The organism is Paraburkholderia sp. ZP32-5 (assembly GCF_021390495.1).
Lineage (GTDB): Bacteria > Pseudomonadota > Gammaproteobacteria > Burkholderiales > Burkholderiaceae > Paraburkholderia.
This window is the reverse complement of sequence record NZ_JAJEJP010000002.1, coordinates 2498211-2520977: the sequence shown is the minus strand read 5'-3', so window position 1 is coordinate 2520977 and position 22767 is coordinate 2498211. Positions and strand designations below refer to the sequence as shown.

The 22767-nt window shown below is 60.6% G+C and carries 22 protein-coding genes; 12 read left to right on the top strand and 10 right to left on the bottom strand.

The annotated features are described in order from the left end of the window. Window positions 1-2: 2 nt before the first annotated feature. Window positions 3-650 (top strand): SRPBCC family protein, encoded by a 648-nt coding sequence (locus tag L0U82_RS30025; protein WP_233836758.1) that lies wholly within the window; start codon window positions 3-5, stop codon window positions 648-650. 84 nt (window positions 651-734) lie between these two features. Then, a complete protein-coding gene (locus L0U82_RS30020; protein ID WP_233836757.1) occupies window positions 735-1598 on the top strand; it encodes an IclR family transcriptional regulator in 864 nt (287 codons plus the stop codon). A gap of 68 nt (window positions 1599-1666) precedes the next feature. Here L0U82_RS30020 and L0U82_RS30015 read toward each other — a convergent pair whose 3' ends face one another. The 4 genes from L0U82_RS30015 to L0U82_RS30000 form a co-directional block, all read right to left on the bottom strand. Continuing rightward, on the bottom strand, window positions 1667-2623 hold the full coding sequence (locus L0U82_RS30015; RefSeq protein ID WP_233836755.1) for a PDR/VanB family oxidoreductase: 957 nt from the start codon (window positions 2621-2623) through the stop codon (window positions 1667-1669). A 21-nt stretch (window positions 2624-2644) separates the two neighbouring features. Beyond that, a complete protein-coding gene (locus L0U82_RS30010; protein WP_233836753.1) occupies window positions 2645-3433 on the bottom strand; it encodes a helix-turn-helix domain-containing protein in 789 nt (262 codons plus the stop codon). 122 nt (window positions 3434-3555) lie between these two features. After that, the gene (locus L0U82_RS30005) at window positions 3556-4788 is read right to left on the bottom strand and encodes a Rieske 2Fe-2S domain-containing protein (RefSeq protein ID WP_233836751.1); all 1233 of its coding nucleotides are present in this window, start codon (window positions 4786-4788) and stop codon (window positions 3556-3558) included. A 260-nt stretch (window positions 4789-5048) separates the two neighbouring features. Beyond that, window positions 5049-6209 (bottom strand): porin, encoded by a 1161-nt coding sequence (locus L0U82_RS30000; RefSeq protein ID WP_233836750.1) that lies wholly within the window; start codon window positions 6207-6209, stop codon window positions 5049-5051. Between the two features lie 364 nt (window positions 6210-6573). On the opposite strand from L0U82_RS30000, the gene L0U82_RS29995 reads away from it, so the two are divergent. The 9 genes from L0U82_RS29995 (at window position 6574) to L0U82_RS29955 (ending at window position 15194) form a co-directional block, all read left to right on the top strand. After that, complete coding sequence (locus tag L0U82_RS29995; RefSeq protein WP_233836749.1) at window positions 6574-7530, top strand: IclR family transcriptional regulator; 957 nt, start codon at window positions 6574-6576, stop codon at window positions 7528-7530. 551 nt (window positions 7531-8081) lie between these two features. Continuing rightward, window positions 8082-9086: an ABC transporter substrate-binding protein gene (locus L0U82_RS29990; protein ID WP_233836748.1), complete on the top strand. Its 1005-nt coding sequence runs from the start codon at window positions 8082-8084 to the stop codon at window positions 9084-9086. 5 nt (window positions 9087-9091) lie between these two features. Continuing rightward, complete coding sequence (locus L0U82_RS29985) at window positions 9092-9880, top strand: ABC transporter ATP-binding protein (RefSeq protein WP_233836747.1); 789 nt, start codon at window positions 9092-9094, stop codon at window positions 9878-9880. Then, complete coding sequence (locus L0U82_RS29980; RefSeq protein ID WP_233836746.1) at window positions 9877-10695, top strand: ABC transporter permease; 819 nt, start codon at window positions 9877-9879, stop codon at window positions 10693-10695. The genes L0U82_RS29985 and L0U82_RS29980 overlap by 4 nt, the downstream gene beginning before the upstream one ends. Continuing rightward, entirely contained in the window at window positions 10692-11453 is a 762-nt protein-coding gene (locus L0U82_RS29975; protein WP_233836744.1) for an ABC transporter permease, read from the top strand. Before L0U82_RS29980 ends, L0U82_RS29975 begins: the two co-directional genes overlap by 4 nt. 42 nt (window positions 11454-11495) lie before the next feature. Further along, window positions 11496-12239 carry a class II aldolase/adducin family protein gene (locus L0U82_RS29970; protein WP_233836742.1) on the top strand — a complete coding sequence of 248 codons (744 nt, stop codon included), beginning with the start codon at window positions 11496-11498 and terminating at the stop codon, window positions 12237-12239. Between the two features lie 188 nt (window positions 12240-12427). Beyond that, window positions 12428-13711, top strand: a complete 1284-nt coding sequence (locus L0U82_RS29965) for an MFS transporter (protein ID WP_233836740.1) — start codon at window positions 12428-12430, stop codon at window positions 13709-13711. 189 nt (window positions 13712-13900) lie between these two features. Continuing rightward, window positions 13901-14317, top strand: coding sequence for a cupin domain-containing protein (locus tag L0U82_RS29960; RefSeq protein WP_233837555.1), 417 nt, complete (start codon window positions 13901-13903; stop codon window positions 14315-14317). Between the two features lie 475 nt (window positions 14318-14792). Further along, window positions 14793-15194, top strand: a complete 402-nt coding sequence (locus tag L0U82_RS29955; protein ID WP_233836738.1) for a DUF3331 domain-containing protein — start codon at window positions 14793-14795, stop codon at window positions 15192-15194. Window positions 15195-15284: 90 nt separating this feature from the next. Here L0U82_RS29955 and L0U82_RS29950 read toward each other — a convergent pair whose 3' ends face one another. The 6 genes from L0U82_RS29950 to L0U82_RS29925 form a co-directional block, all read right to left on the bottom strand. Further along, entirely contained in the window at window positions 15285-16436 is a 1152-nt protein-coding gene (locus tag L0U82_RS29950; RefSeq protein ID WP_233836737.1) for a porin, read from the bottom strand. Between the two features lie 104 nt (window positions 16437-16540). Continuing rightward, the gene (locus L0U82_RS29945; RefSeq protein WP_233836736.1) at window positions 16541-17893 is read right to left on the bottom strand and encodes an MFS transporter; all 1353 of its coding nucleotides are present in this window, start codon (window positions 17891-17893) and stop codon (window positions 16541-16543) included. A gap of 42 nt (window positions 17894-17935) precedes the next feature. Next, a complete protein-coding gene (locus tag L0U82_RS29940) occupies window positions 17936-18931 on the bottom strand; it encodes a 2Fe-2S iron-sulfur cluster-binding protein (RefSeq protein WP_233836735.1) in 996 nt (331 codons plus the stop codon). Between the two features lie 21 nt (window positions 18932-18952). Beyond that, window positions 18953-19975 (bottom strand): PdxA family dehydrogenase, encoded by a 1023-nt coding sequence (locus tag L0U82_RS29935; RefSeq protein WP_233836734.1) that lies wholly within the window; start codon window positions 19973-19975, stop codon window positions 18953-18955. Next, entirely contained in the window at window positions 19972-20442 is a 471-nt protein-coding gene (locus L0U82_RS29930) for an aromatic-ring-hydroxylating dioxygenase subunit beta (protein WP_233836733.1), read from the bottom strand. The genes L0U82_RS29935 and L0U82_RS29930 overlap by 4 nt, the downstream gene beginning before the upstream one ends. 5 nt (window positions 20443-20447) lie before the next feature. Beyond that, window positions 20448-21719, bottom strand: coding sequence for an aromatic ring-hydroxylating oxygenase subunit alpha (locus L0U82_RS29925; RefSeq protein WP_442793683.1), 1272 nt, complete (start codon window positions 21717-21719; stop codon window positions 20448-20450). A gap of 167 nt (window positions 21720-21886) precedes the next feature. On the opposite strand from L0U82_RS29925, the gene L0U82_RS29920 reads away from it, so the two are divergent. Further along, window positions 21887-22717 carry an IclR family transcriptional regulator domain-containing protein gene (locus L0U82_RS29920; RefSeq protein WP_233836732.1) on the top strand — a complete coding sequence of 277 codons (831 nt, stop codon included), beginning with the start codon at window positions 21887-21889 and terminating at the stop codon, window positions 22715-22717. Window positions 22718-22767: the final 50 nt, after the last annotated feature.

Genomic DNA, 22767 nt, shown 5'->3' with positions numbered 1-22767 from the left:
GTATGGAGTTGCAGGGCGAACAATTTATCGCGCAGGTGCAGGACAAGGTCTGGCAGGCACTGAATGACCCGGAAATCCTGAAGGCGTGCATCAACGGTTGCGAATCGATCGAAGCGGTTGCCGACGACGAATACAAGGTTGTTGTCGCGGCATCGGTGGGGCCGGTCAAGGCGCGTTTCAACGGCAAGCTCGTGTTGCGCGACGTGGTGCCGCCCGACTCGTATGCGCTGACGTTCCAGGGCAACGGCGGCGCGGCGGGATTTGGCAAAGGCGACGCGTCGGTGAAGCTGGCGGCGGAGCCTGGCGGTACGCGGATGTCGTATGCGGTCAAGGTGCAGGTCGGCGGCAAGCTCGCACAGATCGGCTCGCGGCTGATCGACGGCGTGGGGCGAAAAATTGCCGAGGATTTTTTCACGGCGTTCAATGAGCGGGTCGGTGCGTCTTCAACTGACGATGTTTCGAATGAGGCATCGAATGAGACGGTGCTCGATACATCTGAACCTGCTGCCGCGATTGCAGAGTCCGTACCTCACGCACGGCAGCACGAGCCAGCCCGCGGGCAAACAGCGTTTGCGTCGTCGTGGCGATGGGGAGCGGCGGCGATCGTGGCGGTGGTCGTGATCGGCCTCATCGTTGCCCATGGCCATTAGTGCCTGTCGAGCGCCGTGTGCGGCGGCGCGCGAGTTGAAGCTGGTTCGAACGGCACGCGGCCAGACGGATCAACGACTGACACCATGAAAAAAAACGAAGACGACGAACAAAACGACGTGAAGGACGGGCAGTGCCCAGTGCCCGGGCTCGAACGCGGCTTGCGGATCCTGACTGAGTTCTCGCCACGCGAGCCGCAGCTTGGTCCACCGGAACTCGCACGTCGACTCGGCATTCCGCGCACGACGGTATTCCGTTTGCTACAGACGCTCGAATCGCTTGGCTTTCTCGAACGGGCCGAACGCGCCGAGCGCAATTATCGGCTTGGCGTCGCTGTGCTGCGGCTCGGCTTCGAGTACCTGAGTTCGCTTGAACTGACCGATTTCGGCGCTCCCGTTCTCGAACGGCTGCGCGACCAGACCGGCTACACCAGTCATATCGCGATCCGCGACGGACGGGACGTCGTTTTCATCGCGAAGGCGCAGAGCCACGACCTGATGTTCTCGTCGGTGAAGGTCAACGTCGGCACGCGGCTGCCTGCGCATGCAACGATTCACGGGCACGCGTTGATGGGCGACCTGTCGCTCGAACAACTGCGTGAGCTGTATCCGGAGCAACAGTTGCAGCAGTTCACGTCGCGGACGCCGGCCACCGTCGAGCAACTGTACGAAAAGATTCGTGAAGACGTGGAGCGGGGCTACGCGATCAGCGAGTCATCGTTCGAGCACGGAATTTCGGTGATCACGGCGCCGGTGCGCAATGACGCGGCGCACATCGTCGCGGTGGTCACGGTGACGATTCCGCGTGCCGAAATCGGCGAGCAGAAGCTCGAATCGGAGTTGATCGACCAGGTGCGCTCGGCGGCCATCGAACTGTCGTTGCGGCTCAACTATCGTCCACCTGTCGATGCGGTGGAGCGCCGATACATGAAGACGCCGGGGCTGAAATGACCTCGGCTTTCTCAGGCGTTGGTATTCACCGATCCCGATCGACCTCGCTTCGCGGGCATGCACGAAAACTATAGATCGAGCACGAGCCGTTTGCTCTTGCAACCGGAGACGCAGATCATCATCGTAGTATTCGATTCACGCTCGCTTCTGCTCAATATGCTATCGCGGTGATCTGGAATGCCGTCCAGTACACGAGTTTCGCAGGAACCGCATATCCCCTCCCTGCAGCTGTAATCGACGTCGATGCCTGCAGCGAGCAGTGTGTCCAGCAGTGTCGTTCCAGTGGTTACCCGTAACTCGGTTCCGCTGCGTGCCAGCGTTACCGAGTATTCGCTATGCTGGGCCGCTGTCATGCACTGATCCGCCGCGAAGCGTTCTACGTGAACATGCGGATATCCGAGCGATGCACATGAAGATTCAAACGCGCGGAGCATCGGATCGGGGCCGCAGCAATAGAAATGAGCGTCACGAGGCTGAGCGGCGAGCACGGCGTTCAAATCGGGCGGCCCACTTTGCTCGTCGTCGAAGTGAAACTGCACGGTGTCACCGAGCATGGATAGCTCAGCCACGAATGCCGCTTCGGCGCGTGAGCGCGCGCAGTACAGCACGCTGAACTGGCGGCCTTGTTCGGCGAGACGCCGCGCCATGCAGACGATCGGCGTGATGCCTATTCCACCTGCAATCAGCACGGAATTGGATGCGTCTGCGTCGAGTGTGAAGTGGTTACGCGGACCATCAATTTTAAGTAGCGTACCCATCCGCAATTGCTCGTGTACGTAGCGCGATCCGCCACGGCTAGTCGCATCGAGCAAGATTCCTACCGTGTATCGATCCCGATGCGCCGGGTTACCCAATAGGGAATAGCTACGCACGATGCCATTCGGCAGGTGCAGATCGATGTGGGCGCCGGGATCATATTCGGGTAGTAAATGGCCTTCGATGTCCATCAGTTCGACGGCAAGAACGCGTTGGGCCTCGTATCGGATCGCTTGCACGCGTAAGGTTAGTGGGGAAGTCGTGTTCATTTGATCGCTTGTCGTGCGGAGTTATGAGCGGACAGATGTGCGGTCTTCAGCAGCCGGTGTGTCGGTGAGTTGCCTCTCGACTTCATCTGCTACCTTCAGCAAAGGCTGCAGTAGCAGCGCTTCGGCCTTCTGCAGCGTCATCGCGGAGTTCAGATAGGAGACAGTGAGCGCGCCCAAAGCTTCGCCACCAACGCGTACCGGCACGGCGAGACTCGTGGTATTCGCCTGTATTTCGCCGACGCGGACCGCGTAGCCGCGTCGGGTATTCTCGTGAAGAATGCGCCGGACCTGCCACGGGTTGCGTGCCACCTGGTCCAATGGGTTAGACGAGGAGGCGAGAAAGTCGAGCACGATCTCACGTTTCTTCTCGGAGCAGGCACTGAGAAAAGCACGGCCCGCGGCGGTTTCCAGAACCGCGTAGTCGGCGCCGATATGGCCGCTGTCGAATACGAAGGGACTATAGGGCCGCGTGGTAGCGCGTGTGACCATGCGCCCTCTGCTGAATATCTGTAGCGAGGAGGGCCAAAGTACGTCCCGTTGCAGATCCCGCATCAGTGGTGTGGCGATGGCGGTGAGACGCTCGCTATCGCTGACCCGGTCGCTCAACTCATGCACGGCGAGGGTAAGCTGGAAGCGCGCCTGGTCCTGCAACTGCTCGGCGTAGCCCAACTGTTGCAGGATGGCGAGCAAACGGTAGATCGCCGCGCGCGAAAGGCCAGTCTCCTCGTGCAAAGCCTGGACACTGCTCGCCCCGTTTTGATTGAGCACCTTCATCAGTTGCAGCAGGCGGGTCGCACTATTCGATCGCATAAGATTGCTGTCTCGTTGCACCGTCCGGCGGCAGTCGCCGCCGGAGCTTGAAGGTTACTTCGACACGGCGCGGTTCGCGGCGCGGCGGCGCCCGCATTGCGACGAAGGCTGTGAGCCTGGCACTAGGAAATTACGGTCTGGTCGCTACGTAATTCGCGCTGTTTCTCGTACACCTGTTCCAGCGAGCCACGCCAGAGTTTTATCTTCGTGGGGTCGTGATGCCAGCGTTTCATTGGAGCACCGGCCAGCATCGCGGTGAGCTCTCTGGTCCAGATGCGACGGCGCAGAACCATTTGCCGATCGGAGCGGCCGAGATTCTCGGCATCGTAATTCGCGAGTACACCCTGTCCGACCTGGACTACGTGATCCTGAATATGCAACAACTGACACGTCTCCGGATCGAGTTCGTCGAGTTCGAGTTCACCGCGCAATACGCGCATGGCGATCTCCATGCCATCGCTAATGCGAGCGGCAAGCCGCCGTTCTTTGCGCTCCAGGTATTCGCGCGCCTTGTCGCCGGTCACTTCGACCCGAGCGACGAGGAACAGCATGTGGCTTTCGTCATCGATCGGCACCCACCAGGACAGCAATTCACGGAAGATCGCAACGCCGGGATCGATCGGCTGCCCTTTGAAATGCATGATGTTGGGCATGCCGAACTGCGAGATGCGGGTGTTGTCGCCTGAGAACTGCGTGTAGATGGTCATTCCCCAGTCGCTTTCTTCCGCATCCATCACGGGACATTCGGCGAATCCGTCGAAAGCCCCCGGATTGTTGCGGTGGGCAAAGCCGGAATGAGCGTGGTCACCGCCGTTGTCCATATCGTTGAAGTAGTTGCATCCTCGCACACAACTGTCGTGATCGAGAATGCCGTCGAAGTTCTCGAATTCCGGATAACGCGGCATCTCCGGTGGTTCACCGTCGCCAAGGTAGGCGAACACGAAGCCGAGGTAATCGCGGCACGGATAGGTTTCGAGTTTGATTCTGTCGAGGAATGGTTTGGGCTCTGCCGGCTGGGCTTCGCACGCACCGGACGAACCGAACTTCCAGCCGTGATAGCGGCAGCGAATGCTGTCTCCCTCGACCCAACCGACGGAGAGTTGGGTACCACGGTGCGGGCAGCGAAACTGTGTCAGATGTGGCTGGCCGTCTTCGCCACGATAAAGCGTGTATTGGACATTCATGATCTTGATCGGCTTGGCCTTGCCGGGTTTCAGATCAGCCGAGTGGAAGACCGGATGCCAGAACAGCCGCATAAAGCGGCCAGCGGGCGTGCCGGGTCCGGTTCGCTGGAAGTCCGCGGGTTTGAGGCGAGGCAGCGCTGCAGGTTGTTCGGGGGTGCCGTTACTCGACATGGAAACGCTCCGTTCTGGTTGTAAGTCCCTTCTGATTCCAACTCTAGAGCGGTGGCATAAGCCAGTCCACGTGAAAGTATCAAGGTGTCCGTTTAACGGACAACCCATGCGAACGGCAGCACTCGTTCAGGGTAGCGAGCTACGACTACCGTCGTCATGTAGAAGCGAAAAGACCCGTATCGCGCAGGGCGTTACGGGTCTTTTCGTGTTTGCACAACAAAGTGATCGGCGCAGAGTACTCGGCCGCCGGTCAACTCCAATTAGAACTTGTGCCGCAATGCGAGCCGCACAAAGAGCTGGTTATTAGATGACGACTCGCCGAGCGAGTCGATGTCCGCCCTCGCAGGACGACCCAGAGAGTTCGTACCGCTCGCGACCTGATAGACCCCTTCAAAGTAGAGTTCGGTTCTCTTGGACAGCAGATTGTCGATGAGGAAACCGGCCTGGTTGAAATGCTGGTTGCCAAGATTGCCGACGACCGCATTGCCCTTCGTGTAGCTATAAACGAGGCCGATAAACCAGAGCGGATTGAACTGGTACTTACCGTTGATCTCGACGGTGTTGAAGGTGGCCGAGGCGCCGCCGAGGTTGCCGATGTTTCCGTATCGGACATTCGAATAGTTGACCCCGATGCCGTACGGACCAAACGTATAAGCGGCGCCGGCGACGATATCCTGCCACGACGTAGCGGGCGCATTACCCGCGAGATAGCCCGAGTTCAGCGGCGTAAAGATGTGGGTCGTCGCTGGAGACACCGCATTCGCATTGCTGTTCAACGGCGCGCCGGCGTTCGACGGATTCTTTACGAATTCATACGCCGCGCCCGTCACGAACGAGTTGCGCGTATAGAGTGCACCGAATGTGTACGCGCTGTTCTGCGAGAAATCTCCAGCAACGCCACCAAGCGTCGCCGTGGCGTTCAGCACGAGTCCCGCAAGACTCGGGCTCGTGTACTTGATCGTGTTGTTGAACCGGTTGCTCCGGATCATGTTGTCGAGATCGCCCGGATGCCCGGCACTCGTTCCCCACGGACTTTGCGGACCGAAGGCCGCCGACATGTCCGACACGCTGTCGTATTGCCGACCGAGCGTGAGGGTACCCAGGTTGTCTTTAGTCAGGCCGACGAATGCCTGACGTCCGAAGAACGTACCACCCTGGCCAAGCGCGCCGGTGTTCAGATTCATACCGGACTCCAACGTGAAGATCGTCTTCAGGCCGCCACCGAGATCTTCGGTACCCTTGATGCCCCAGCGCGATCCCCAAGGTCCGCTCACGGAGTCGAGCGTGTACTGGCGACCCCCGCCGACGTTGCTCATAAATTGAACACCTTCATCGATCACGCCATACAGCGTGACGCTGGATTGTGCGAATGCGGCGCCGGAAAGCGTGGCCAGCCCGAAAGCAAGAAGCGTTTTTTTCACTGCTGAATCCCCAGGTTATTGATGACTGAATTCTTGAGTTTTTGCGTATCAACGTATTCGATTCGGCAGCGATCGTTGGGCTCGCTGCTGCGTGCAGACAACTCGGCTGAACGTTTTCGTTTGTTCCAGTAATGAAACAACGTTTGGTCTATGGAATATCTTAGACTTCTCGGACGCGAGATCAAAAACAATTTCTGCTGGGGTTTACGTGTAGAGGACGGTAGCGGAGGTCTGGATGTCGGCCAAATGAAATTGAATTGAATGATTGATGTGCAATTCTCCAGAGGCTTTCTATTCGCCTGATGAGCTACTGACGTCGCGCTATGATTCGGGCTTCAGCAATATTTGCCGACATCAGGTACCTATGAAGAAGAGTCATGCGAGCGAACGCCCGCAAAAGCGTGCGAGCCGAGCCGAAGTCGCACTCGAAAAGAACGCCGGCGCTTTGCGCAATAGCGATGAATTAAAAGAAAAGATCTCCGATGGCGAATTGACGTCTTCGTATCTGGTGCCCGGTCTCGAGCGGGGATTGCGCATGCTTTCGGAGTTCTCTGCGCGCGAGCCAGAACTCGGTGCTCCCGAGCTATCGAAGCGGATCGGCATTCCGCGCAGTACGACGTTCCGTCTATTGCAAACGCTCGAAGCACTCGGCTTTCTCGAGCGCGCAGGCGGTGACCGGCGTTTCACGCTGGGGCCGGCCGTTCTCCGACTGGGCTTCGAATACCTGAACTCGCTGGAAGTCACCGAGGTCAGCACGCCAGTACTGGAGCGGCTGCGCGATATGACCGGGCTCAGTACTCATCTATTGGTTCGTGATCAACGCGACGTGATCTTCGTTGCAAAGGCTCAAGCGCACGAACCGATGTTCAGCTCGGTGAAAGTACACGTCGGTACGCGCCTGCCGGCTCACGCGACAGTGCATGGCCAGATACTGATGGCCGATCTGACGCTCGATCAGCTAAAACAGCTATATCCAGAGGGGAAACTGGAGCGCTTCACCGATCAGACGCCGACGTCGGTCGGTGAACTTCACAAGCGCATTCGCACAACTGCCGTGCTTGGCTATGCGACGAGCGAGGCTTCGTTCGAGCGTGGCATCTCGGTCGTCACCGCTCCCGTGCGCAATCTTAGTGGCCACGTCGTCGCCGCGTTGACGGCCACGATGCCGCGCTCGGACCTCGGCGAGACCGCCAAACAGGAACCGCTCGTCACGGCGGTTTGCGGTGCGGCACTCGATGTATCGCAGCGTCTCGGGTATCGACCCAACGACGGCGATCCGACTGTATTGCTGGCCCAGCGTTGCGCTGTTGCATCGCAGTGAATTGGCCAGACGCTTCTCTGCTGCTTTCTTTCGGAATGTAATTGACTCCAATTCCGCGAATTGCTCCGCGAATCCGCGGAGCGCGTGTACACAGTATTCGTTGCAGTCTTTTATGACAGGCTGCCAAAGTAGAACCATAAGCAGTAGGCCCATAAGCAGAACCGTACCCAGACGGTTCTGCTTTCTCTCTCCGCGCACTAGCACAACAAAAAATTGCGGATGGTCTTTCAGAAGTACGGTAGGCGGACATCTTCTGATTCTGGTCGGACCTGTACGGCCGAATCTCCAGTACCTCGGTAATACTTTCACATTCGCACTCCATCGCGCGCGCAAGTGAATGAATCCGGCACAAGTTCTCTGGCTCAAGAGTACTCGCCGGCACGTCGACGCTCACATCAATCACCTCCCGCGAGCAGTCCGCCGATAAAAATCGCAAAAAGTTTTTCGTTAGCGATTTCTAGCGAAGTAGAATAGGTTGAACCATAAACAAAACATCGTTCCATTAATGGAACAAAAGCCAGACTCTTCATGTTCAGAAGCGAGGTGACCTTATGAGAAGTAGAAGTGCGTCCAATCCGTTCCTCGTCGCACGTGCGATCGCGCGTGCCGCCGTGCTAGCCGGGGCCATGCTGACTGCTGCAATTGCGCACGCCGATCCGGCGGCCCTGCGTGTCGGCATCGGCGGCGCGGGTGAGGAACAGCTTTGGTTGATGAGCGCGAAGCCGACGATTACCCCGGGGCAGGGCAAGGACTACACACTCGACGTCACGCGCTTTGCCGGCAACGATAAGCGCTTCCAGGCGTTCGAAGCGGGCGCGCTCGACTTCATTACGACCAGCGCGAATGCCGCATTGCTCGCTGCGTCGGAAGGCACGAAATTCAAAGTCATTGCGTCGCTGTCGCGCGAAAGCGCCAATGGTTTTCAGACCACCTATCTGGTGAACAGCAACTCGCCGATCAAGTCGATCAAGGATCTGAAGGGAAAGAAGATCGGCATCGATGCGCTGAACAGTTCGACGCACCTGTGGGCAAAACTCGTACTCGAGAAGAACGGCCTTGACCCGAATCGCGACGTGACGTTCGTGCCCGTCAGCTTTCCCGCGCAAGGTCAGGCATTGCGCTCCGGAATGATCGACGTTGGCGTGTTTCCGCAGCCGTTTGCCAGCACGGAGGAAACGCAAGGCGGCGTGCGGCCGCTATTCACGTCGCGCGACGCGGTGCCGTTCGATCAGGAGCTGATGCTCGTGATCGCTTCGCCGGACATCCTGAAGAAAAATCCGGCTGCAGTGCATTCGTTCGTCAAGGATCTCGTCACGTCGACGCGCTATTACGACGACCATACGAAGGACGCGCGCGAAGCGCTGATCAGCGCGCACCAGGTGCGCGTGGCGCCGCCTGTGTATCTGTCGATGGCCGACTACTATCGCGACCCGACCGACCACGTCGACGTGCAAACGCTCGCGAAAATGCAGGACATCCTGATCAAGAACGGTATCCAACGCAAGCCGGCGGATGTGAATCAACTCGTAGACATGTCCTGGCTGCCGAAGGAATAAACGCAATGCCGATTCTCGAAGCGCGCGGTGTGCGCAAAGTATTTGCAACGCCGAAAGGCCCGGTCGCCACGCTGGATGGTTTCAATCTGGCGGTCGAGGAGGGTGAGTTTCTCGCTATTCTCGGGCCTTCCGGTTGCGGCAAGAGCACGTTCCTGCACATGGCGGGCGGGTTCGATCAGTTGAGTGGCGGTGAGATTCTCGTCGATGGCAAGCCGATCAGTCGGCCGGGCCGCGATCGCGGCATGATGTTCCAGGGCTATTCGCTGTTTCCGTGGGCAACGGTGGCGGACAACATCGCGTGGCCGATGCGTATCGCAGGCGCGTCCGCGGACGCACGCGCGGCGCGCGTCGCCGAATTGCTGACGATGATTGGACTGCCGCAAGGCGGCAGTCTGTATCCGGCGCAATTGAGCGGTGGCATGAAGCAGCGTGTCGCGCTTGCGCGCATGCTGGCGCTCGAGCCGCGCATCATGTTGATGGACGAGCCGTTCGGCGCGCTCGATGCGCAAAACCGCGAGCTGTTGCAGGAAGAGCTCGGCAATATCTGGATGCGGCATCGCCGCACCGTGCTGTTCGTCACGCACGATATCGACGAGGCCGTGACGTTGGCTACGCGCGTGGTTGTGTTCTCCACCAGACCGGCTCAAATCAAGCTCGATCTGAAAGTGGACCGGGATGGCTTCGATTTCGAGTCGTTCCGGAAATCGCAGCGTTTCTTCGAGCTGCGCACAACGTTGTGGGAAGCGTTGCGCGAAGAAGTGATCAAGGCGCGTGAAGTGGAGCGGATCGTATGAGCGCTCTTCTGAACGTTGCCGCGCAGCCGCGTCGTGCAGCGTGGCGGAGCCTGCCTTATATGGCGGGCCGGGTCGCGGTGCCGGTCATCGTGCTGATGCTGTGGCAATGGCTCGGCGTGACCGGCAAGCTGCCGCTCTATCTGTCGTACCCGAGTGCGATCCTGGGGGCACTGCGCGAGCTGGCCGGAGAAGGCGAACTATGGCCCTATACGCGCGACAGTCTGGTCCGGCTCATCGGCGGCTTTGCAATCGGCTCGACGATCGGTGTTGCTACCGGCCTGCTTGCCGGCATGTCGAAGGGAGTGAGTGAATTCGCTGATCCGCTGGTGGCGTTTGTCTACCCGGTGCCGAAAATCGCTTTTCTGCCGATCGTGCTGCTTATTTTCGGGCTATCCGGCGCGACGCAGACGGCGATCGTCGCATTGAGCGTGTCGTTTCCGGTGTTTCTCGCGGCTCAACATGCGGTGCAGCAAATGGACAAGCATCTGCTGTGGGTCGCGCGCAATGCCGAGACGCCGTTTCCAACGATGCTGCTGCTGGTGGTATTGCCCGCCACGCTGCCTGGCATTTTCGCGGGACTGCGCGTTGCACTTGCGCTGTCGTTCGTGTCGCTATTCGCGGCCGAGTTGATCGGTGCAAAAACAGGCCTGAGCCTTTTCATTTCCGAGGGCGAAGACTGGGGACGCTACGACATCGTGCTGACAGGCGTGGTTGCGTACGGCCTGTTGGGTTTTATCGCCGACCGCGTATTGATGGCCGTGCGCAAGCGCGTGCTGCGCGGCGCGCTGCTCGGCACCGAGGAGGCGAAGCGATGATTGCGCTCAAACGTATCTGGGCCGGCACGCGCGCGTGGTATTCGGTGCCGCTCGTGTTATTGCTGTGGCAGTGTCTCGCGCTTTCGGGGCTCATCTCGCCGCGCGTGCTGCCGTCGCTCGGCAAGGTATTGGCGGCATTCGTCGACGACTTGCTGTCTGGCAACCTTCCGTATCACGCGCTGATCACCACCGAAAGGACGCTCGCCGGTTTCGCGATCGGCTCGGTGGCTGGCGTGCTGATCGGTTTCGCGCTCGCCCGCGTGAAATGGTTCGAGTATCTGTTCGAACCCGTGTTCTTCGCGGGCTATCCGGTGCCGAAGATCGCGCTGTTTCCGATCCTTACGTTCGTGTTCGGTATCGGCTCGCCGTCGAAGATCGCTTTCGCCGCGCTCGAATGTCTGTATCCGGTCGTAGTGGCTACGCATCTGGCAAGCAGGGCCACCGCGCGCGAAATCGTCTGGGCCGGGCAGAACATGGGAATGAGTCAGGGGGCGCTACTGCGTCATGTGCTGATTCCGGCGGCGCTGCCGGGCATCCTTAACGGCCTTCGTATTGCGCTTCCGATCGGAATGACGGTCGTGATCGTGACCGAAATGATCGGCGATACGCACGGTCTGGGTTTCTACGTTGCTTTTGCAGGCGCATCTTTCCGCTATGACCGGCTATATGCGGGGATGCTTGCCGTCGGGCTCGTCGGACTGGTGCTTGACCGGATCCTGCTTTTCGTTTCGCGCTGGGTTTCACACGACGCGCATTGATCTCGACACCCACACGTACGCACGTTCAGTAAAGGAATAGAAATGGCAGAAAATTCATCACTCAATGAATCGCTCGACAAACTGGCTCGCGCTTGTCGAATTCTGGAAATGGAAGGACACGGTGACCTGACGCTGGGCCATCTGTCGTTGCGCGATCCGGATGGCCGTGGCTTCTGGATGAAACGCAACCGGATCGGCTTGGGCGAGGTGTGCGGTCCGGAAGACTTCGTGCTCGTCTCTTTCGACGGCGAGAAGCTGGAAGGAGAGGGCGGCCGCCATTCGGAATGGCCTATTCACTCGGAGGTACTGCGCCTGCGGCCCGACGTCAATGTCGTGGCTCACACGCATCCGTTCTATAGCTGCGTGATGTCGTCGTCGACGGAACCGTTGCGTCCATTCACGCTGGATGCCGATTACTTCGGTGAAGTACCGCGGCACGTAGATGACGTAGCGCTGATCACCGCGGTAAGCGAAGGCGTGGCGATGGCGAAGGCGATGGGTCCGCATTTCGCGGTGCTGCTGAGCAATCATGGCGTCACCTTCTGCGGTACGTCGATCGAACACGCAACCTGTGTGGGTGTATTCCTGGAGAAGGCGGCGAAGGCGCATATCGTAGGCGCCAGCGCGGGCTTTCAGACGTCGATGCCAACCGCTCCGATTCGCGCGCGGCGCAATTCGCAGATCATGAGCCCGGTGCACGTAGAGCATTCGTGGAATTACTTTTGCCGCAAGCTCGACTGGTTGACCAACCCTGACGCGCGAACGCAGCCGAAGCTCTTCCGCTAATAGAACGTTCATCGCGGATTGCCGGGTAGCGCGGCGCGGATCTGCACGACGAAATATTCGCCGTCGCGGTATCCGTTAGGCGTGCACCTGGCAACGCTGATTACCCCTTCTTCGACGCCTCTCACGCTCCCAGTGCCGCGATGGGCCGGTGCTCCAGCCGCCTCGTCCTCCCAATTCAGAAGACTGCCATGGAAACTTTGCAGATATCGGAACACAGCAGGAACGACGCGTGGAGCAGACGCGACGCCTGGAAGATCGTTATCCTGCTGTTCATCTTTCAGGTTATCAATTACGCGGCGAAGACCGTCTTCGGTTTATCCGGCAATCAGATGGTCAGCGAGCTTCAGCTGACTAATACACAATTTGGCGAACTCGGCAGCGCCTTCTACTTCCTCTTTCCGTTTGCCGGCATGCTCGCCGGAATCTTGTCGATTCGATTCTCGACAAAGATGATCATGTTCTGGATGTGTGCGTTGTGGGCACTATCCCTGATTCCGATGATGGGGCATGTGACATTCACCGGGCTTCTGTTGAGCCGCATGCTTCTTGGGGCTGCCGAAGGACCGGCTTTCGCTATCCAGATTCATGCGGTGCATAAATGGTTTCCCGACCGCGCACGCGCTATTCCCACCAGCGTCGTGATCTCCGGCGCTTCGATTGGCACCGGCATCATCGCGCCGGTGCTCGTGCCGATCATTCGGGATTACAACTGGCACGCGGCCTATGGCTTTGTCGGCGCCGTCGCGGTCATCTGGTGCGTGATCTGGCTGTTCGTTGGCAAGGAGGGAACGGTCAACGAACATAGCGGGCAGGAATCGTCGAGTGCCTCGGTGTCGTTTGCGAAACTGCTGTTTAATCCGACTGCCATCGGGTTTTACATCGGCGGATTCGCGTCGTATACGCTGATTTCGCTGAACACCGTCTGGGTCGCACGCTATCTGACGAAATCGCTCGGCTACAGTGCTGGGCAGACAGCTAACATCTTCGTCATCGCATCGATCGTGTGGATGATATCGCTGCCTGGGACCGCCTATATTTCGCAGCGTCTGAGCGAGCGTGGCGTGTCGGGCCGGATAGCACGGGGTGGCGTAGCGTGCGCGAGCCTGCTGATTTCAGGTCTTGCTATTCTCGGTATGTCTTCGACGTCGGCAGGCATTCTGAACATCATCATGATCGCGCCGGCCTTTACGCTCGGTACGAGTTTCCTGACACTCGGTCCGCTGATGGTTGGCCAGTTCTGCCCTGAACGTCAACGCGGTGCAGTCTTCGCGATCATGAACGCGATTCTGACGACTGCCGGCATGATCACGCCAGTGCTGTTCGGCAAGATCGTAGATTCATATAGCACGATCGTCGAAGGCTCACACTCGGGTTTTCATTGGGAAGGGCTGTTCGTGGTCGGCTGTGCGATCGTTGCATTTTTCCTGATTAACCCGGATCGCGAACGCAGCAAAATTCTCGGTAAGCGCTAGGGTTGTGGTTGCATCTTGTGCAGCTTGTACATCGACGCAGCCACTGCGGCGATGTAGGTTAATCTCTGAGGTTGAATTTCAGGCGGTGTTCTGATCGGCGCTTAGTACACGAGGGTTTCGTATTCTTGGTTCTTTCTTGCGATTCAGTGGCAGACGATAATGTCACTGTCCAAACAAAGGACCCATTTTATGAATATCCGATTGCTGATCTCCACCGTCCTGACGGCCGCGATGTTTGCCGCCGCGCTGCCGGCCGCGGCACAAGGCTCGGGCGAAACGATAGTACCGAGCCTCGCGCAGGCCATCCCCAACATGCCCGGCAAGTCGTTGATTGCCGTCACGCTCGACTATGCCCCCGGTGGCGCGTCGCCGGCGTACGAACACGCGAAGTCGGCATCGATCTTTGCCTATGTGGTGTCAGGCGATATCGAAACACAAATCGACGACGCGCCAATACGGATCTACCACGCCGGTGAAAGTTTTTTTGAACCTCCCGGTTCGATTCATCGAATCAGTCGCAATGCAAGCAAGTCCAGGTCCGCGAAGCTGCTCGCGGTGATCGTGGTGGACACCGACGATAAGCCCTACACGGCTCCGCTGAAGTAATTCCGACTATCACAGTGAAAGACAGCCGGGTGACTGGTCCAATCCAATACAAGAACCGTTAATACACGTCACCCGGGTGTTGTCACGTCGAATTGGTCACGACGTGCCGGACCTGCCACGCCAGCACCACACCCTCTCGCCCATCACAGTCCCGCCCCGGCTCGAAGAGCAATTCTTCGATGTCACGCCAACTCGAAGGCGCCCCCACAGCCTGACAAACCCGCGCAGCTCCAAGTTCTTGGTACACACGAAAATCGCGAATCTTGATTCTTCTATTCGTGCCGCCGATGGTACAGAATGAATTCTTCAATCCGCGCTGCAAATCGCTCGTCGCTATAGAAGCCGAGTACTCGCCCGGCGCTGCCTCTGTATCTCACGTCCACGCAAAGTCCGCTTTCGAATGCCACCTAACCGTTATTCGTACACATGCGATGAGACAAATGAATTAACCCGAAGCGTGATTGGAGGTCCAACTTTGGCAGCTCTTGACCCCTGGCCTGGCATCGTCTATTGGTTGGTTGAAGAAAGGAGGCTTCCGCGTCCTGTTACCCAAAAAATTTCCCCGCGTCCGCAAGACGGATATCGCGAATGCCCTATGCGTACTTCGACAGGCGCGTTGGTAATCATCGGGATCGAACTGCAAGCAAATGCCACCTTGCTGGTTTCGTGGAGTGATCCGACGCTCGGCCGGTTTGTCGATCAACGATGGCGGCCAGGAAGTGCGCGCATGAGCGGGACGTGCCGGCTAACGGGCAAGCCGGTCCGGCGCGGCGACCGGATTTTTCGTCCTCAACTCCGTAACGGTACAGAACCACCCAATGCCAGCGACATGATTCTGGTCGCGAGCGTGCACGACTTATCGACCCCTGTGGAATAAGCCGTAGCTTCCGAACGTCCTGCCGCTACTGTTATGTCGCGGGGGAGTAACGATCGTGGACGCAAGCGGCTCACCGCGTCTTCTCGATGCCTAGAACCGGTGCCGCAACGACAGCCTCACCGCGACCTGCGTCGGCGTCGATGACTGGCCGAGCGTGCTGATCGACGCGACGGCCGCATGGCCGGTCGAATCGATACCGGACGCATGCTGCCAGACGCCGACGAGGTCGATATCGGTGCGCTTGGACAGCTTGTAGTTCGGCCCGAAGTCGACCTGCTGATATTTCGCCGTGGCCGTTTTCGTGTAGTCGAACGACGCGCCGAGCGAAAACGTCGGCGTGAGCGCGTACTGGCCGTTGATTTCGTAGCTGTTGAACACCGCGGTGCCGACGTTCGGCGTCGACGGGGTACGCACGATATTCTGAAAGCGCGTGTTCGTATAGACGAGGTGGACGACGCCGTCGCCGATCCGATAGCCGAGCGCCGCGCCGAAGATCTTCCACGCGCTCGCGGACGCGTAGCCGCCGAATTGCGGTGTCTTCGACGGCGACGTATAGCCGGGGGCGCCGGGTGCGATTGCGCTGTCGAGCACCGACGTCGATGGGTCGTTGATCGAGTCGTAGGCCAGCGCGGCGCTGAACGGCCCTCGCACATAGTGCAGCCCAAAAGCGTACACACGGTCCGACGCGAAATTGCCCGCCACGCCACCTGGGGCAAACAGGCCCGTGGCCCGCAATCCGCCGAAAACCGGTGAGCTGTATTTCACCGCGTTATTCACGCGGAACGTGGAGTTCAGGTTGTCGAAGTCGCCCGGATGGGTGCCGAGCCATGCCCACATCGACGTCGCGGCAAACGTGCCGATGATCTCGGTCATCGGGTCGTACTGACGGCCAAGCGTTAGCGCGCCGTAGCGTTTGTCCGATAGCCCGACATACGCCTGACGTCCGAATAAACGGTTGTTTTGCAGCATCTTGCCGTTCGATACGTCGAAGCCGTTTTCGAGTGTGAAGATCGCGCTCAGTCCGCCGCCGAGATCCTCGTTGCCGCGTAGGCCGAAGCGGCTGCCGTTGGTCGGGCCGGTCACCGATTCGATATTCGAGTGGCCCGACTGACTATTGACGTAGACGATCCCGGCGTCGATGAGGCCATACAGCGTGACCGAGCTTTGCGCGTGTGCGGTATTTGCAGCAGTCAATGAAGCGCCAAACGAAAGCGCGGCGAGTGCGACAGTAGTTTTTTTCATCGTGTCTCCGATGTGGGGACGCGTCGACTCCTCCCCGCCGTGGCGGGGATAAGGTCTGCGTCTGTCGTTGTAAAGAAGCTTGAGAGGGGGAAGGGTTCGAGCCGCTAATGCACAGCCGATGTTTCGGCGGCGATCGGGCGCTCGCGATAGACGCGTCCCATCGCGAACACGCCGATGCCTGCCACGAGCACCGGCAACGCCGAGAACGAGAAGATCGCGGAGGGCGTCCAGTGCGCGGCATACAGCATGCCCGCGACCAGCGGTCCGGCGATGCCGCCGAGCCGGCCGATACCGAGTGCCCAGCCGACACCGGTCGAGCGGAGGCTCTGCGGGTAGTAGATGGCGGCGAGCGCGATCACGCTCTTCTGGCCGCCGCTGATGCAGAAGCCCGCGCAGAACACGGTGACCATCAGCCACGCAACGCTGCCCGAGAACGCACCGGCCACGAGCCACATGAATACGCCGCCGACTACGTATAGCGTCGTCAGCGTCGCGTACGGGCCAACGCGGTCCATCGCGAGGCCGAGCGGCACGGCAGAGAGCACACCCGCAATAGTTGGCAGCGCGGTGACCCACACGACCGTCGCAGGCTCGTATTTGAGGCCGGTCAGCATCGTCGGCAGCCAGCTCTGCATGAAGTAGAACTCGGCGAGGTTCAGGAAGAACACCACCCACAGCAGCAGCGTGCCGGCCGTCACGCGGCCTCGTACGAGCGCGGTCACGCTGGCGCGCTTCTGCTCTTCGTCTTCGAGGCGGAATGCGCTGCCGGTGGGAATCACGGCCCGCGGGAAGAGCCGGATGAGCACGGCGCGCATGCTGCTGGCGCCGTCCGGCTGGCGCTTCAGGAAGCCGAGCGATTCGGGCAGCAGCCACGCGAGCGGCGCGGCAAGCGCGATCGGTGCGATGGCGCCGACCAGCATCAGCGACTTCCAGCCGTACGTCGGCATCAGCGCTCCCGATACGAGTCCGGCGACGACGAAGCCGAGCGAGAACCCGCAATACACGAGCAGAACGAACGTGGAGCGCAAGCGCTTCGGCGCGAACTCGCAGGTGAGCGCAACCGCACTCGGCGCCGCGGCGCCGAGGCCGATACCGGTCAGAAACCGCAGGCCGATCAGTTCGAACACGTTGGTGGCGAACACGGTGAGCATCGTGAACACCGCGAACAGCAGCGTGCTCGTGACCATCATCCGCTTATGGCCGAAGCGCGCGGATAGCGGTGCAATCGCGAGATAGCCGATCATCAGGCCAACCAGCGCGGCCGAGAAAATCGAACCGAGAATCTCGCGCGGCAAATGCCACGCCTTCGACAGTGCCGGCACGATATAGCTGATGGCTTGAGTATCGAAGCCGTCGAGGAACATCAGCAGCGCGCACAGCAATACGACGAGATACTGCCCGTAGCCGGTCTTCTCGCGTTCGATGAGTTCGGTTACGTCGATCGTTTGAAACGTCACGTTTTGTCTCCGGATTGTTATGTATGAGGAACGAGGCTGCGATTACGCGGCCTGGTCCGTATGAACGAAGGCGTCGCTAAAGAAGTCGTCTTCGGCGAGGCCGGCCTGGGTAAATGTGGCGTGGGCGGCGCTCGTCATCGACGGATTGCCGCATGCGTACACCTGGTAGCCATCGAGCGAACCGAAGTCTTCGAGTACGGCCTCGTGAACGAAGCCGCATCGACCGCTCCATTCGCGTTGCGGATCGGACAGCACCGGCACGAAGTGCAGGCGGCCGCTGTTCGCCCACTTTTCGGCGAGCTCGCGCAGATACAGGTCTTCCAGACGGCGCGCACCCCAGTACAGATACAGCGGCCGGTCGAGCTTGCGTTTGATCGCATCCTCGACGATCGATTTGATCGGCGCGAAGCCGGTGCCGGTCGCGATCAGGATCGCCGGCTTCGTCGATGCCTCTTGCAGCGAGAACTCGCCGAACGGCAATTCGACGCGCAGCTTGTGGCCCTTGTCGAGTCCGCGCAGCATGCCTTCGGAGAAGCGTCCGCCCGGCACATGGCGCACGTGCAACTGCACGCTGTCGCTTTCGTGCGGCGGATTCGCCATCGAATAGTTGCGGCGGCTACCATCGTCGAGTTCGATTTGCAGGTACTGGCCGGCGCGGAATTTCGCGCGCACGCCGGTCGGCAGGCGAAGCTGCAGAATGCTGACGTCGGCGGCCGGCTGCGTGACCCGATAGACCGTCATGTCCAGGGTCTTGCGCGCGGCGGGCTCGCGCTTCTCGATCCGACGCGGCGCAATGGTCAAATCCGCTGTGGGGCACAGGCAGCACAGCAACACCTGTTCGGCCGGTCCCTCGATGCGGCCTTGCACGGACGAAGATGCAGTGCCTGCAATCACGCCCGCTTCGCAGGTCGAGCACACACCCTTGCGGCACGAGTACGGGATGGCATAGCCGACGCGTTCGGCGGCGTCGAGCACGGTTTCGGTTTCTTCGCAGCGGAATGCGATGTCGCTGCCCGCGACGGAAATCTGATAGTCCAAGATAAGTTTTCCAAAAGCAGTTCAGGACTGGAGCGGAGCGGCGTTATCCGCGAGCACGCTGCCTGTCGTGACGAGGCGGATCGCGCCGAGCAGCGGCGCGGGGTCCGCGCGCAGCTGGCCGGCGATGTCGAAGCCGCTGCCGTGTCCGACGCTGGAGAAAGTCACGCCGGCACCGACCGACATCGCGGCGGAATGTCGGCCGGCCCGCAGCTTCACCGGAATATGGCCCTGGTCGTGATACATCGCGACGAACACGTCGACATCCGGATTCGCGAGCAACAGGTCCGCGCCCTGCGGGCCGATCACGTCGATGCCGGCCTCGCGCAGCGTGCGGGCAGCGGGCTCGGTGATCTCGATGTCTTCCCGGCCGAACAGTCCGCCTTCGCCCGCGTGCGGGTTGATGCCCATCAAGCCGACGACTGGGCGTTCCAGGCCCATGCGCTGAAGCGCCGCGACCGCGGCACGCGCCGCGCCTTCCACGTGTTGCTGGTCGATCCGCGCGAGCGCGCCGCGAATGCCTTCGTGCAGCGTCGCGTGGACGATGCGCAGCCCACCGCCGACGAGCAGCAGATAAACGTCGTCGGCGCGCAGGCCCATCTGCGACGCAACAAAGCCCGGATAGCCGGCGAATTCGACGCCGGACGCGTTGATCGCCGTCTCCGAGTGCGGGCAGGCGATCACGGCGTCGACTGTGTCTGCGCGCGCGGCGGCGAGCGCGGCCGACACGTACGCGAGCGTCGCAGTGCCGGCCGCGGGCGATACTTGGCCCGGCATGAAGGCATCGCGCGGCAGCGACGCGACATCGACGAAGTCGAGCGTGCGAGGCGCCGCGGGCGGCAATGTGTCGGCCTGCACTTCGCGCATTGCCAGGCCTGTGCCGCAGCGATCGGCGTACCAATGAATCACGTGCGCATCGCCGAACAGCACGACGCGCGGCGCGGATGCATCCGTCAACAGCTGCGCGGCGGCCTTCAGCGCGATCTCGGGGCCGATCCCATTCGGGTCGCCGATCGCAAGCGCAATGGTCAGCGAGCGCGTCGTCATAGCGGCAGCGCCAGCAGCGTGTCGATCCGCGAGCTGTCGCACACGACCACCCGTTCGCGCAGCATCACCTGCTCGCTGCCGAGCACGTACACATCGCAATAGCGCCCGGTCGCGAACAGGCTCGTCGTGCCGTTACGCATGATGCGCGCGACCATAAACGACGTTTCGCTGCGCGCTTCGCCGTTGCTTTCTTCGACGATGTACGGCTGGCCGAGCAGATGCCGGTACGCATGACGCTCGTAGATATTGGCGTCGCGCAGCGATGCGACGCGATCGATCAGCATGCCGCGCGAGGCCGCGTAGATCATGCTGGCGGCGAGGCCGCGCCGATGGTTATCGGCGGTAGTGATCCGGTACAGACATTGGTCGGTGAAGAAATCCGGCCACTGGGCGAGATCGCCGTCGTCGATACAGCGGACGTACTCGGCCTGCGCGCGAGCGATGCGTTGAAAAGTGTCGTTGGCCATGCTGATCAATACCCCATCGCGTTGCGGTAAGCCTTCCAGAAGCCGCGGATCGACGCTTCGGTCACGCGGCTCGTGCTGCTGTCGGCGGTATCGCCGCCCATTTCGAGTACCGAGCGATGCTCGCTCGCGCCGCCGATGCCACGCTGCACGAAGCCGCCGACGCAGCCGTCTTCCATCGATACGTACCCCGCCGGCCCGACCAGATTCGACTGCCGCATGCGCATTTCGCGCAGCTCGCGCGTGTCGTCTTCGAAACCGATGTAGGTCCAGTTCAGTTCGGTTTCCTCGGTACTGTTCGGCAGGATCTGACGGATCGCGATCGCGTTCTGGATCTGCTGCAGCACGAAGCCGGGGAACACGGACAGAATCTGCAACGTGATGCCGTCGCCGAATTCGTCGGTGCCGGCGAGTACGGAGGTGTCTTCGAGGCGGTGTCCGCTGTCGGAGCGGATGTTTTGTTGCGCGTAGTCGTTCGAGGCTGGCGGCGCGGATTCAGCGGCCGCGTGATCGACGGCCGAGTAGCTGACGTGGTTGCCGCCGTTCTCCGACACCAGAATGCCGCCGCGCTGCGACAGCCGGTTCAGCTGGAACGTCGTGAAGAACAGATGCAGGATGCTGGCGTGATACGAGTCCTTCACGTTCTCGACATACAGCTTCCAGTTGTTCGGCAGCATCTGCGTGAAGCGGCCCAGCACGACCGGCTGGCGACCTTCGAGCACGCGCGCGATGCGCTCGTTGATCTCGTCGCCGAGGTATTCGTCGAGCGGCGGCACGTCGTCGGAGAAGCTGCCGAATACGAGGCCGTGCAATGTTGCAACGCGTAGCTTGCGCAGGTTGTGATCGCCGATGCGGAAGTCGGACTTCATGCCGCCGTTGCCGTTGATGCCGTCCTTGAACGCCACGCCGACCAGGTCGCCCTGCAGGCTGTAGGTCCACGCGTGATACACGCAGCTGAAGTCCTTCGCGTTGCCTTCGTCTTCGAGGCAGACCAGCGCGCCGCGGTGCGCGCAACGGTTTTCGAACGCATACAGCTCACCGTCTTCGGCACGGGTAACGACGACCGGCGCGTCGCCGACCCGCGTGGTACGAAAGTCGCCCGGATTCGGCACTTCCGCTTCGAGACACAGATAGCTCCAGTTCGGGCCGCGGAAAATCGCGTCCTGTTCGTCCGCGTAGACCTTCTGGTCCTGAAAGACCGTATAGGGCACGCGCGTCAGTCCTTCCGACGGCCACGTGATGCTGGCGCGCGGCGCCGGCTGGATAGGGATGTAGTTCAAGGGCTCGCTCCATGCATGTCGGAGTGGCGGCGCGCGTGTCGCCTATGCGCACGTTGCCTGCCTCCGGTGTTCATCGTTTTCGCTTGCGGTATGTCCGCGTCGACGCAGTTGACTGCATCGCTGGAATGTGTTCGAATATCGTACAGTGTTCGATATTTAGATAAAATATGACATCGATCAAAAGGCCTGTCAACGGACAGGACGGCGAGACTTCGTCCGAAGAAACCGGCGAAGCGCCTGCACAAGGGCGTGCGAAGGAAGGAATGGCGGGGCTCGCGAAGGGGCTCGCGATCATCGAAGCGTTCGGTGCATCGACCAGCCGGATGACCGTCGCGGACGCCGCGCGTTACGCCGATCTGAGCCGGCCGGCCGCGCGCCGTTGTCTGCTGACGCTCGTCGATCTGGGCTATCTGTCGCACGACGGCAAGTTCTTCATGCCGCTGCCGCGCATGCTGCGGCTCGGCAGTGCGTACCTGAGCACGTCGTCGCTGCCGCAGATCGCGCAGCCGCTGCTCGCCGAGGCGCGCGATGAATTGCAGGAGTCCGTTTCGCTGGGGGTGCTGGACGATGGTTACGCGGTGTTCGTCGCGCGCGCGGAGGCGGTGCGGCTCGTGTCGACCGGCGTCAAGCTAGGCGGACGGTTGCCCGCGTACTGCTCGGCGACCGCGCGCGTGCTGCTGTCGGAATTGAGCGACGACGAGATTCGTCGTCATCTGGACGCGGTGCCCATGCAGCCGCTTACCGCGCATACGCTCACGGACGTCGTCGCGGTAACGGCGGCAATCAGGCAGGCGAAGGCTGACGGCTATGCGCTCAGCTATGACGAACTCGAAGTCGGCATGTGTTCGATGGCCGTGCCGGTGCGCGGGCGCAGCGGCACGATCGAGGCGGCGATCAGCGTCAGTGCGTTTTCGGGGCGGGTTAGCCGCGAAACGCTAACGCAGTCGTTTCTTCCCGCGTTGCAGCGGGTCGCGCAACGCGTGCAGCGCGCGCTTTAGCACGGGTGTGCGGGAGGCTGCGGAGGCCGGGCGTTACATGCGCGGCCGCC